The following is an 11861-nucleotide window of genomic DNA, read 5'->3' as shown; positions in this document are numbered from 1 at the left end:
AGCGGGGAAGACGGTCGGTGGTCTTATACGAATTGCCTGGCGACCTTGACGATCGCGGCCGCGTTCAGGGATTGCACCGGTCTCCTACGGATCGCGAGCGCGCAGCCGCGACCCGCGCCAGAGCGGCGACGCTCCTGCTCGACATGTCGCGTCAGCGCGAAGCCACGCCGCCGCAGGGCGATGATCCTTGACAGCCGGCGAGACTCAGGCTGCTGCCGCCTGATGAATCGCGTCGTGCCGCTCACCACCCAGGATATCGACCAGATCGGTCAACATCCGCGCCAATTCACCCGTCATCAGCGTGACGTCCGAGTCGAAGCGTTCGTCGTCGTTCTGCGCGGTGGGATCCGTCGCTTCCTTGATCACGTCGAGCGGCGTGACGCGCTTGATCGTCAGCGACGGTGTCAGCACGAAGGAGATTCGGTCATCCCAGGTCATGGCGAGGCGCATGCATTGTTTGCCGGCCTCGATGTGCCGGCGCATGTCGTTCGCTTCCAGCGCGTGGCCGACGTATCGCACCGTGGCCCCGCCTTCGCCGCTCGAGCGCAACTCGGCGTCCTGGTCCACGGTGAACCCGCCCGGCGCGTCACCGGACAGCAGCCAATCCGTCATCGCGGCGACCGGCGAAAGCGCCACTTGAACGCCGGCGAGCGGCAATTGATCGATCGATTTGACGAGCAGGCCGCGGACGTCGTCGGCAAGAGCCTGTGCAGCCGCATCGATAACGAGCCAGCCGTTCACCGTATCGATCCACACGCGGGTATCGCGGCGAATGGTGAACGCGCGCGGCAGCAGTTCGTCCGTCACCTGCTCCTTGAGTTCGCGCAGCTGTTTTCGCCCGACCTTGAAGCCCTGCTGCTCCTCGACTTCAAGCGCCCGGGCCTTGGTCACCTGATTGACGACCGAGGCCGGGAGCAGTTTCTTTTCGGCACGAAACATCAGCAGCATCTGCCGGTTGATCGAATACACAAGCGCGCCGTCGTCACGCGGCGACGCCCATCCGAAGCGCTGCATCTCGACGCTGGTGCCCGGCTGAAACGCGTGGGGCGCCAGCCATTCTTCCATCTGATCGGGGGTAACGGCCCACGGTGCCGGAAGACGATGAAGCTGAAGATTCTTGAACCACATAGGCGTGCGGGCAAAGCGCATCATTCTATATGACGGTGAAGTTTACCGGCCATCAAGAGTCGCTGACGTTTTCCAGTGAGCGGCCGCACCGAGGGCCGCTTATTACCGGGTTGGCGTCATAAAACTTGTCGTTCCGGGGTAAGAACAAGGCTGTTTTCGGAAGGTCGACGGCGCTGCACCCGCTAACCTGATTACGTTGACTCCGGGAGCTGAGAATGCAGGCGCGGTCTATGATGGGTGTGTTTGCTGCCGTTTTCGCGGCATTCTCCTGGTCGCTCAATTTTGTTGCGCCTTACGTGATCGGTCCATACTCCATTTACGACCTGGCTGTTACGCGATTTCTGCTTTCGGGAATATTGGGCGCTGTTCTGTTCATCGCCGTGAAGGATCGCGGGTCGCACGCGACCTTAGTCGACTGGCTGGTCGCGGCATGGCTAGGCCTCGTCGGGTATGTAGGCTATTTCGTGACGATCATGTCAGCCGTACGCTTCGCCGGGCCGATTGTCCCGCCAGCGATTGTCGCGACTGTACCCGTGGTGCTTGCCATCGTTGGGAATCAGGGCGCTCAGGCCACATCGTGGAGAGTTCTGAGTATCCCTCTGGGCTTCATCACGTTGGGCTTGATGATGGTCAACTCGTCCGGGCTGATGGAGGCGCTTGATGGCCTGTCGACTCGAGTCATCGCTGGCATCGCAATCTCGTTTGGCGCAGTATCGCTGTGGACCGCCTTCGCCCTATCCAATCGAAACGCGCTAAGAAAGCGCCCGGGGATGGACCCGAGGAAGTGGACGGCGATGATGATGATCGGTGGCGCGCTGGAGATTGCGCTCTTTATTCCAATCGCTGCACCGCTGTCGCTGCTGAATATCACCAGACTTGGCATCCAGTGGTCGTCATTCGGACTTGTTCTGGCGAGTTCACTTGTTCTGGCCGCAGTAGGGTCGATTGGTGGTTCGTGGGCGTGGACGATAGCATCGAAGAAGCTGCCAATCGGGCTTGCAGGTCAGCTTATCGTGACCGAGACGGTATTCGCGACGTCGTTCGGGCTCGTGGCAAGTCATCGGTGGCCTACGTTCGACGAGGCATTCGGCATCGGCGCCATCGTTTGCGGAGTCGTTATAGCGTTGAAAGTCTTGCATTCACCGGCAGCACAGTCGAACCGGATTTCCAGGTAAGTCGTGCTGGAGATGCGCAGCATTGTTGAGCGGCTGCTTCCGATCCGGAACCGGTCGCTCAAGGGCACATCGCGTGGGTGACCGCTTCGGGATGGCAAGCGACATACGCAGGCGGCCGAACGCAGGGCGCGACAGCATGAAGCCCCATGCGGCGGCGGCTCGACGGCGCGGGCCCTCTGCTAATATTGTAGAAAATATGCAATATCCGCCGCCGCGCCGACATCTGCCTGACCGCCTTCCCCAGTCCGAACATGAACGAGAAACGCCCTCCTCTTGTCTACGCCACGCGCGCCGAAGCCGCGGCGAACGAATTGCGCCGCCGTATCCTGACAGGGGAGTATGTCGACGGCTATCAGCTTCGCCAGGATGCGCTGGCGACCGAGCTCGGCATCAGCCGGATTCCGCTGAGGGAAGCGCTCGTGCAGCTCGAGAGCGAGGGGCTCGTCAAGATCCTGCCCCACAAGGGGGCGATCGTCTCGGAACTGTCCCCGGAAGACATCACCGAATTGTTCGAACTGCGCGCGCTGCTGGAGCCCGTGCTGCTGAAGAAGTCGATTCCGAAGCTGACCGCCGAGGATTTCGCGCGGCTCGATGCGATCCTCGAGGAATACAGCGAAGTGCTGCATGCGAGCCAGTCCGGGCGCTGGGGCGAACTGAACACCGAGCTGCATCAGGTGTTGTTGTCGCGGGCCGACCAGCCGAAGACGGCGGCGATCGTCGCGTCGCTGCTGCAGCAGACCGACCGCTACACGCGCGTGCAGTTGTCGCTGTCCGAGGCCGCGCGTGACGTGGCCGAATCCGAACACGCCGAACTGGTCGCGTTGTGCCGCAAGGGCGACGCGCGCACGGCGGCATCGCTGCTCAAGCGGCATATCGAGCATGCGGGCGGCGAGCTGAACGCGTTCCTGCGGGATCGACGCCTCGGTCGTTGAGAGCGCGTCCGGCCAGGACGCTGCGAACACCGCGTTGCGGCAGATTCCGGTGCCGAGGCGTCGCATGTGAGGCGCGGCCCGTCCGGGCATCGCGGCAACCGGCCTGCATGCGTGTCGTTCGCCTATCCGCCGCCAATACCCTGCAGCACCTTGCCCGTTCCGCCGCACACCATACATGGCTGTCCTTCGACCATGCCCGTGCCGCGGCACACGCCGCACAGGTCCTCGCCCACGCCCGGCGCATCGGGTGGCCCTTCGTCGCCCGGATTCAGCGGCGTGTCCTGATTCGGACCGGCCGACGTTCTGGTCGTCTGCATCGCACACCTCCATTCGCATTTCCGATGTCGCCGCAAGCACGCATCGCGCGTGCCCGCGGCGTGTACACGCGCGCAGGCGCCGGCCCGCATGCCGGAAGCGCGCAACGACGGGCGCACCGGGCCCGATGACGCCATTCCCGCGTGAGGGCGGGGAATAGCGTCATCGCATCATCATTACAACGGCGGCGCCCACGTCGAGCCGAATGGGTTTGACTGGTCCGATGCCGGAGGAAGTCGACGAACTCGACCACGTTGGCCGGACGCATATTGCGCGTTGCCTCGCCGTTCACGACGACGCGGTTCGCGGTCGACGCTCAAACCGACAGGTTCACGTTGTGCAGCGTGAGGTTCACGGCCGATTGATCGTCCTGGCTTGGCGTCGTGCGGCTGCGGGCGCGCAGTAGTCAGTCATCCTATGACAAATGAAATAGAAGCGAAAGCCGGCGTCCGGTCTCGCGAAAGCGATTCAACATCGTGCCGATTCAAATGCAGACCTGTTTCCGGAAAACGTTTTGCAGGTCGTCCACCGAGTTGAGGCGACTTTTTCCCATCTCCCGCCGCAAGCCCGCTACAGAGCCCGTTATAGGGTATGCACCAATCGAGTTAAACGATTAACCGACGTACATTCGCTCCGACACGTCATACAACGTATGACTGCGAATCCGCGAAGGCCGTGCATCGATGCATGCGGATGCCGAGCGGATCGCCGCCAAACAACGAGCAACCAGCAAGGAGACTGACGATGAAGCACCGATTCACCCGCTCCCGTACCGCACTGGCCGTCGCGCTGATGGCCGGCTTCGCGGTGTCCGCGCAGGCCCGCGTGTTCCGCTCGGCGGACGTGCACGGCGACAGCTTCCCGACCAACATGGCGGTCAAGTACATGGGCGACGAGCTGTCGAAGCTGACGGGCGGCAAGGACTCGATCAAGGTGTTCGGCAACAGTGCGCTCGGCTCCGAGAAGGACACGGTCGACCAGGTGCGGATCGGCGCGATCGACATGGCGCGCGTGAACGGCGCGTCGTTCAACGAGATCGTGCCGGAGTCGCTGATCCCGTCGTTCCCGTTCCTGTTCCGCGACGTCGACCATTTCCGCAAGGCGATGTACGGCCCGGCCGGCCAGAAGATCCTCGACGCGTTCGCGGCGAAGGGGATGATCGCGCTGACGTTCTACGAGAGCGGCGCGCGCTCGATCTACGCGAAGCGCCCGGTGCGCACGCCCGCCGACATGAAGGGGCTGAAGGTGCGCGTGCAACCGTCCGACCTGATGGTCGACGAGATCAGGGCGATGGGCGGCACGCCGACGCCGATGCCGTTCGCCGAGGTCTACACGGGCCTGAAGACGGGCCTCGTCGACGCGGCGGAAAACAACCTGCCGTCGTACGAGGAAACCAAGCACTTCGAGGTGGCGCCCGACTACTCGGAGACGCAGCACGCGATGACGCCGGAAGTGCTGGTGTTCTCGAAGAAGATCTGGGACACGCTGTCGCCGCAGGAACAGGCCGCGATCAGGAAGGCCGCGGCCGATTCGGTGCCGTACTACCAGAAGCTGTGGACCGCGCGCGAGGCATTGGCGCAGCAGACGGTGACGAAGGGCGGCGCGAAGATCCTGCCCGCCGCGCAGATCGATCGCGCGGCATTCGTGAAGGCGATGCAGCCGCTGTGGGCCAAGTACGAGAAGACGCCGCAGATGAAGCAGATCGTCGACGAGATCGAGGCAACCAAGTGACCCGTCGCACTTCCTTGAATGGCGCGGCGGCTGCGGGCTCGCCGGATGCGGCCGTCGCGGACGGTGCGGCACCGTGCCGGCCGCGCGCGGCGGCGCCGCTCCTGCGTTGCGTGAACGACCTGCTGTTCCGCGCGCTGGCCGTGGTCGCGTCGCTGTGTCTCGCGGCGCTCACGGTGCTGGTGTTCTACGCGGTCGTGATGCGTTACGTGTTCGAGAACGCGCCCGATTTCGTCGAGCCGATCGCGTTGCTGCTGGTGATCGTGATCGCGATGTTCGGTGCGGCGATGAAGGTGCGCGACGGCGGCCACATCGGCCTCGACTCGCTCGTGAGGCGCCTGTCGCCGGGCGCGCGCACCGTGGTGATCGCGATCCAGCACCTGAGCCTGATCGCGTTCGCGATCGCGATCATGGTCGGCTGCGGCAGCATGGCCGCCGAGACGATGGGCGATCGCATTCCGATCATCGGGCTGCCCGAGGGCGTGCGCTACCTGATCACGATTCCCGCGGCGATCGCCATCATCCTCTTCTCGCTCGAGCACCTGCTCGCGCTTCGTCGTTCTTCGTCGGGCCAATAACGCCATGGAACTCGCGATCCTGTCCGTCAGTTTTCTGATTTTCCTCGTGCTCGGCGTGCCCGTTTCGTTCGCGCTCGGGATTGCCTGCGTGCTGACCTATATGGTCGAAGGGCTCCCGATCGCGACCGCGATGCAGTCGATGATCTCGGGAATGAACGCGTTCTCGTTCCTCGCGGTGCCGTTTTTCATCTTCTCCGGCGAGCTGATGCTGCACGGCGGCATCGCGGACCGGATCCTACGTTTCGCGCAGGCAACCGTCGGCCACTTCCGAGGCGGCCTCGGGATGGCCAACGTCGTCGCGTGCACGCTGTTCGGCGGCGTGTCGGGCTCGCCGACTGCCGATACGTCCGCGATGGGCGGCGTGGTGATTCCGCTGATGAAGCGCGAAGGCTACAGCGCGGCCTACGCGGTCAACGTGACGACCCACGCGTCGCTCGCCGGCGCGCTGATGCCGACGTCGACCAACATGATCATCTACGCGTTCGCCGCACAGGGGATCACGGGAATGCTGCACGGCCAGCAGGTGAGCGGCGTGTCGATCGGCGACCTGCTGTTTTCCGGCCTCCTGCCGGTGCTGTGGGTGATGGGCTTCGTGCTCGCCGCCGCGTACTGGCAAGCCGTGCGTCACGGCTATCCGCGCCGTGAAGACGGTTCGTCCGCGCTGCCGGCGTTCCCGGGCTGGTATGCGGTGCTGCGCAGCTTCGTCGGCGCGGTGCCGGGCCTGATGGTGATCGCGATCATCCTCGTGTGCGTCGCGAAGGGGATCGCCACCGCAACCGAAGCGGCCGCGATCGCCGTCGTGTATTCGCTCGTGCTGACCGCGATCGTGTACCGCACGCTGACCGTCGAGAAACTGCGTCGCGCGCTGTCGCATGCGGCGCGCACGACGGGCGTCGTGCTGCTGCTGATCGCCGTGTCCAACATGCTGCGCTTCCAGATGTCGTACCTGGAGATTCCGGATGCGATCGAAGGGCTGCTGAAGCAGTCGACCGCAGCGCCCTGGCTGATGCTGCTGTACATCAACATCATTCAGGTGTTCCTCGGCACGTTCGTCGACATGGCCGCGCACATCCTGATCACGACGCCGCTGTTCCTGCCGATCGCGATGGCGTGCGGCGTCGGGCCGGTGCAGTTCGGGATCATGCTGCTGCTGAACTGCTCGCTCGGTCTCGTTCACCCGCCGATCGGTTCGGTGCAGTTCGTCGGCTGCGCGATCGGCAACGTGTCGATCGGCGAGACGACGAAGATGGCGTGGCCGTATTACCTCGCGATCTTCAGTGCGATCAACATCGTCACGTACATGCCGTTCTTCTCCACCTGGCTGCCGAGTCTCATCAGCGGGCACGCGGTGTTCTGATCGTGCGTTTCGCCCGTCGCGGCACCGGACGACCGAGGTTGTCCGGTGCCGCGAACACGTTAACGGTCGCTTCACGCATGGCACATTCACATCAACATGAAGACAGCATGGCGGGCCATCGCGGCCGCCGCGTTCGCGCTGGCCGCATCGCTCACGCACGCAGCGACTTAAGGGTATGTCTCGAACGGCGACAGCCTCGACATTCCGGTGTCCGGCGTCGTCCCGGTCGCACGGCGGAAGTGCACGACGCCATGCGTCGCGGGACGCGCGACGGCAGTCACACGCAGCGCGGGCAAGCTGTGCGATGATTCGCCGCTTCGCGTTCGTCGCAGAACGCCGCGGATCGCGGCGCCCGTTTCCGGGCCGCCGCCGATCGCATTGACATCCGGAGACGACATGCCCGCACACATCGTTCATGGCAGCACCCTGCATTACCAGGATCACGGCACCGGATTTCCGGTGCTGCTCGGACACAGCTACCTGTGGGATTCGGCGATGTGGGCGCCGCAGATCGACGCGCTGGCGAGCCGCTATCGCGTGATCGTGCCGGACCTGTGGGGGCATGGTGGGTCGGGCCCGCTGCCCGACGGCACCGAGACGCTCGACGACCTCGCCGCGCACGCGAGCGCATTGCTCGATGCGCTGGAGATCGAGCAGTGCGCGGTCGTGGGGCTGAGCGTCGGCGGGATGTGGGGCGCGCGGCTCGCGTTGCGCGAACCGCAGCGCGTGCGCTCGCTCGTGCTGATGGATGCGTCGCTGGAGTCCGAACCCGACGCGACGCGGCTGCGCTACTTCGGGATGCTCGACGCGATCGCCGCCGCCGGTTGTATCGCGCCGCCGTTGCTGGATGCGATCGTGCCGCTGTTCTTCCGGCCGGACGTGAACCTCGCCGACCCGGTGCCGACCGCGTTTCGCGCCGCGCTCGCGAACCTTCCGGCCGACCGGCTGCGGCAGTCGATCGTTCCGCTCGGTCGACTGATCTTCGGGCGGCCGGATACGCTCGTCGCGCTCGCCGAACTGGATGCCGAGCGCACGCTGCTGATGTGCGGCGCGGGCGACATGGCGCGGCCGCCGTCGGAGACGGTGAAGATGGCGGGCGTGATCGGTTGCCGCCATGCGCTGGTGCCGGACGCCGGCCACATCTCGAACCTGGAGAATCCCGCGTTCGTCACGCGGACGTTGCTCGACTGGTTCGACGAACAGCAGCTCGCGGCGGGCTGACAGTCAGATGCGCGGCGCCCGCGAGGGGGTGCCGCGCGGCGTCCTATGACGACGCAACGGCTTGCATCACTGCAGGACTGGATTACGCGCGTTCGCCGACCGGCTCGAACTTGCGGTCGCGCACGCGTCCCTCGTCAACGCCGCGGCGAATCAGGTCTTGCGCTTCCGCGCGGCTCGCGACACACGGCGCGGAGCCGGGCAGCGGCCGCCGTGCGGTTTCGCGCAGCGCGAGCACCGACACGATGCCGATGAACGATGCGCCCATCAGGTAGTAGGCCGGCATCATCAGGTCGCCGGTGCGATCGACGAGCCATGCGGTGACGAGCGGCGTCGTGCCGCCGAACAGCGACACCGACACGTTGAAGCCGATCGCGAGCGCGCCGTAGCGGATCCGCGTCGGGAACAGCGCGGGCAGCGCGGACGGCATCACCCCTGTGAAGGTCGACAGCAGCGTGCCGTAGATCATCATTCCGCCGAACACCGACAGCATCCCGCCGGAGCGGATCAGCAGCAGCGCGGGCACCGACAGCACGAGCAGGCCGACGCAGCCGAACATCATCACCGGCTTGCGGCCGAGCCGGTCCGATAGATGCCCGGCGTAAAGCGTCATCGGCATCATCAGCACCATCACGAGCAGCACCATGAACAGGCCGTGCGTTTCGTTGAAGTGCAGCGTCGCCGACAGGTAGTTGGGCAGATACGACAGCGCCATGTAGTCGGTCACGTTGAAGATCAGCACGAGGCCGACGCACTGGAGCAGCGGCTTCCACTGTTCGACGAGCAGCGTGCCGAACGACTGTTTCGGGCGCGATCGTTCGTCCGCTTCGCGTGCTTCGGCTTCCTTCTTGAACGCGGGCGTCTCCTCGAGCTTGATCCGGATGTACAGGCCGACGAGGCCCAACGGACCGGCGATGAAAAACGGCACACGCCAGCCCCACGACAGCAGGGCTTCCTGCGAGAGCGTCGCCGTCAGTATCGCGACGGTGGCCGCGCCGAGCGTGTAGCCGATCAGCGTGCCGAACTCGAGGAAGCTGCCCATGAAGCCGCGGCGCTTGTCGGTCGAGAATTCGGCGATGAAGGTGGCGGCACCGCCGTATTCGCCGCCGGTCGAGAAGCCCTGCACGAGGCGGGCGACGAGCAGCAGTATCGGCGCCATGATGCCGATCGACGCGTAGCTGGGGATCAGGCCGATCGCGAAGGTGCCAACGGCCATCATGATCATGGTGGCGGCGAGCACGCGCTGGCGGCCGATGCGGTCGCCGAGCGGGCCGAACACCATGCCGCCGAGCGGACGTACGAGGAACGCGGCCGCGAACGTGCCGAAGGTCGCGAGCAGCTGCGCGGACGGGTTGCTGGACGGGAAGAACACCTTGCCGAGCGTGACGGCGATATAGCTGTAGACGCCGAAGTCGAACCATTCCATCGCATTGCCGAACGCCATGGCTCCGACCGCTCGCTTCAGGACGGCGGGGTCGACGATCGTGATGTCGTCCAGCTTGAGGGACTTGCGCGAAGACCGGGCTTTCGCGGGGTGCGCTTGCGATGAACTCAAAGAACGCTCCTGGAGGAGCCTTCGGCTGGCCGAGCGGATGCGGAACCGTCGGGGACGAAGGCGGTTGTCTCGGGATCGCCGTGATGTCGGTGATGCGGCGCGCGTCATGCGACATCCGGCAGGTGTGTGCTGGTGTGAAGCAGTGTAGAGAAACGGGAAACGCGGACTATCGGTCATGCGCCCGGAAACCGGTCGAAAACGACACGGATGGCGCAGCCGGGCAACTCCGCGTATCAGCAGGTCCGGCGCGCGGCGGTCCGGGCCGCGCCGATGGCGGTCTATACCGGACGCTGATCTTGCGGTGTGCGTGGATGCCGCACGTGGCGGATCGCGCGGGCGTGAGATGGGCGATACGTCGGGCACGGATTCGTGCGCGATGGAGATCGCGCCGAATCCGAACGCGTCCTGGCGTACCGAAATCGGCGCGAGATGATTCGGACTGCGAATGCATGGCGGTGGCGATTCGGCACCGAAACCGCCTCCTGCGCATCAGAACATGTGGCGGATTCCGACGTTCGCGCCGACGGTCGTGCCGGTGACCGCATAAAGCGCGTTGTTGATCCCGAGCCCGGTGTTCATCGCACCATGGTTGTTGACCATCGCGACCTGCGCGTACAGCGCGGTTGCCTTCGACAGGCTGTAGGTCGTGCCGACGGCCGCGAGTAGCGAGTGATTGGCCGTGTCGTTGCGATCGCTGGTGAACCAGACACCGCCGTTCAGGTCGACGGCCGGCGTCGCCTGGTAATCGAGGCCGCCGCCATACACGTTGTTGCTGAACGATCCGCCGACCTTGTAGCTCGTGAACGACGCCTTCGCGGTGACGGGGCCGAAGCGGTATGCGGCGCCGATCGTGCGCCCGACGAACGCGACGGTGCTCGGCGTCGGCGTCGGGTTGGTGCCGTCGTTGCCGTCGTAGAACGCGGCGTCGATCATGAAGCCCTCATGTTCGTACTTGAGGCTCGCCGAATACTGGCGGCCGGCCTGGAAGTCGCCGGCCTTGCCGCCGAACGCGAACATCGCGCTGCCGGTGAGGCCGGCGATCGTCGGGCTGGTGTACGACACGGCGTTCGGGTTGAACAGGCCCGTCACCAGCACGTTGTCGACGTAGTTGATCAGCCCGCTGCCGAAGTGCGAGAAGCTGCGCGGATCCGAATCGAAGATCGCGAGCAGGAATGGCGAGTACTGCACGCCGGCCTTGACCGTGCCGAAGCCGCCGTCGAGCCCGACCCACGCCTGGCGGCCGAAGAAGTTGCCGTTCGAATGGGCGAACGCGCCGTTGGTGACGGCAAAGCCGCTTTCGAGCTGGAATTTCGCCTTGAGTCCGCCGCCGAGATCCTCGGTGCCGGTCATCCCGAACGTCGTCGGCGTCATGCCGGTGTCGGTCATCGCGAACTGATGGCCCGCGTTCGCGCCGGCGGCGGCGTCGAGCGTCTTGCTCGTGTACAGCACCGCGGCGTCGAGGTTGCCATACAGCGTTACGCTGCTCTGTGCGAAGGCGCTGCTGCTGACCATCGCGCCTGCCAGCGCGGCGCAACCGATCACGATTCTGTTTTTCATTGGGTGTCTCCAGTGTTGTTGTACGTCGATGCATCGAACGGGGAATGCGACGGACCGCCGCGAAGCGGTGTCCGGCGCGCGGGCCGCATACGCACGATGGGGCGCGGCGGAACGCACGTGCGTGGCCGGGTGTCGGCCGCATGCGACGCGTTCATGGCGGGGATGGCTGCCCGAACGCGCGTGCGTCGAAGAGATTGGGTAAGGCCGGCGGATGCCGGCCCCGTCATTCAGAGCGACTGGCCGAGCTGCTCGAGGATCGCGGGGTTCTCGAGCGTGGACGTGTCCTGCGTGATCGCCTCGCCCTTCGCGAGCGAGCGC

Annotated in this window: 10 protein-coding genes; 6 read left to right on the top strand and 4 right to left on the bottom strand. The window is 65.2% G+C overall.

What is annotated here, in order from left to right:
• Positions 1 to 204 precede the first annotated feature (204 nt).
• On the bottom strand, positions 205 to 1128 hold the full coding sequence (locus BTE28158_RS24840; protein ID WP_059600656.1) for a recombination-associated protein RdgC: 924 nt from the start codon (positions 1126 to 1128) through the stop codon (positions 205 to 207).
• 230 nt (positions 1129 to 1358) lie between these two features.
• Here BTE28158_RS24840 and BTE28158_RS24835 point away from each other — a divergent pair, with 230 nt between their 5' ends.
• Together BTE28158_RS24835 and BTE28158_RS24830 are read left to right on the top strand one after the other, a co-directional pair.
• Positions 1359 to 2303, top strand: a complete 945-nt coding sequence (locus BTE28158_RS24835; protein ID WP_151048050.1) for a DMT family transporter — start codon at positions 1359 to 1361, stop codon at positions 2301 to 2303.
• A 251-nt stretch (positions 2304 to 2554) separates the two neighbouring features.
• On the top strand, positions 2555 to 3235 hold the full coding sequence (locus BTE28158_RS24830) for a GntR family transcriptional regulator (RefSeq protein ID WP_059600652.1): 681 nt from the start codon (positions 2555 to 2557) through the stop codon (positions 3233 to 3235).
• 122 nt (positions 3236 to 3357) lie between these two features.
• Here the strand turns inward: BTE28158_RS24830 and BTE28158_RS24825 are convergent, their stop codons facing one another.
• The gene (locus BTE28158_RS24825) at positions 3358 to 3552 is read right to left on the bottom strand and encodes a hypothetical protein (protein WP_151048051.1); all 195 of its coding nucleotides are present in this window, start codon (positions 3550 to 3552) and stop codon (positions 3358 to 3360) included.
• 742 nt (positions 3553 to 4294) lie between these two features.
• Here BTE28158_RS24825 and BTE28158_RS24820 point away from each other — a divergent pair.
• The 4 genes from BTE28158_RS24820 to BTE28158_RS24805 all read left to right on the top strand — a co-directional run bounded on the left by BTE28158_RS24820 (position 4295) and on the right by BTE28158_RS24805 (position 8434).
• Positions 4295 to 5281, top strand: a complete 987-nt coding sequence (locus tag BTE28158_RS24820) for a TRAP transporter substrate-binding protein (RefSeq protein ID WP_059600647.1) — start codon at positions 4295 to 4297, stop codon at positions 5279 to 5281.
• Entirely contained in the window at positions 5278 to 5856 is a 579-nt protein-coding gene (locus BTE28158_RS24815) for a TRAP transporter small permease (protein WP_124629435.1), read from the top strand. The genes BTE28158_RS24820 and BTE28158_RS24815 overlap by 4 nt, the downstream gene beginning before the upstream one ends.
• Positions 5857 to 5860: 4 nt before the next feature.
• Positions 5861 to 7213: a TRAP transporter large permease gene (locus BTE28158_RS24810; RefSeq protein ID WP_059449222.1), complete on the top strand. Its 1353-nt coding sequence runs from the start codon at positions 5861 to 5863 to the stop codon at positions 7211 to 7213.
• A 396-nt stretch (positions 7214 to 7609) separates the two neighbouring features.
• Positions 7610 to 8434 (top strand): alpha/beta fold hydrolase, encoded by an 825-nt coding sequence (locus BTE28158_RS24805; protein ID WP_151048052.1) that lies wholly within the window; start codon positions 7610 to 7612, stop codon positions 8432 to 8434.
• 82 nt (positions 8435 to 8516) lie between these two features.
• Here BTE28158_RS24805 and proP read toward each other — a convergent pair whose 3' ends face one another.
• Together proP and BTE28158_RS24795 are read right to left on the bottom strand one after the other, a co-directional pair.
• Positions 8517 to 9986 carry a glycine betaine/L-proline transporter ProP gene (proP, locus tag BTE28158_RS24800; protein WP_151048053.1) on the bottom strand — a complete coding sequence of 490 codons (1470 nt, stop codon included), beginning with the start codon at positions 9984 to 9986 and terminating at the stop codon, positions 8517 to 8519.
• A 489-nt stretch (positions 9987 to 10475) separates the two neighbouring features.
• Entirely contained in the window at positions 10476 to 11543 is a 1068-nt protein-coding gene (locus tag BTE28158_RS24795; protein ID WP_151048054.1) for a porin, read from the bottom strand.
• Between the last annotated feature and the right edge of the window lie 318 nt (positions 11544 to 11861).

The organism is Burkholderia diffusa (genome assembly GCF_902499115.1).
In the GTDB taxonomy this organism is placed as follows: Bacteria; Pseudomonadota; Gammaproteobacteria; order Burkholderiales; family Burkholderiaceae; genus Burkholderia; species Burkholderia diffusa.
The sequence above is the reverse complement of the archived record's forward strand: the minus strand, read 5'-3'. Positions and strand labels throughout refer to the sequence as shown.

Bases quoted from the DNA above. Each gene is read 5' to 3' on its own strand.
- BTE28158_RS24830 (WP_059600652.1), top strand. From the start codon at position 2,555: ATGAACGAGAAACGCCCTCCTCTTGTCTACGCCACGCGCGCCGAAGCC.
- BTE28158_RS24825 (WP_151048051.1), bottom strand. From the start codon at position 3,552: ATGCAGACGACCAGAACGTCGGCCGGTCCGAATCAGGACACGCCGCTG.
- BTE28158_RS24795 (WP_151048054.1), bottom strand. From the start codon at position 11,543: ATGAAAAACAGAATCGTGATCGGTTGCGCCGCGCTGGCAGGCGCGATG.
- BTE28158_RS24805 (WP_151048052.1), top strand. From the start codon at position 7,610: ATGCCCGCACACATCGTTCATGGCAGCACCCTGCATTACCAGGATCAC.
- BTE28158_RS24840 (WP_059600656.1), bottom strand. From the start codon at position 1,128: ATGTGGTTCAAGAATCTTCAGCTTCATCGTCTTCCGGCACCGTGGGCC.
- BTE28158_RS24810 (WP_059449222.1), top strand. From the start codon at position 5,861: ATGGAACTCGCGATCCTGTCCGTCAGTTTTCTGATTTTCCTCGTGCTC.
- BTE28158_RS24835 (WP_151048050.1), top strand. From the start codon at position 1,359: ATGATGGGTGTGTTTGCTGCCGTTTTCGCGGCATTCTCCTGGTCGCTC.
- BTE28158_RS24820 (WP_059600647.1), top strand. From the start codon at position 4,295: ATGAAGCACCGATTCACCCGCTCCCGTACCGCACTGGCCGTCGCGCTG.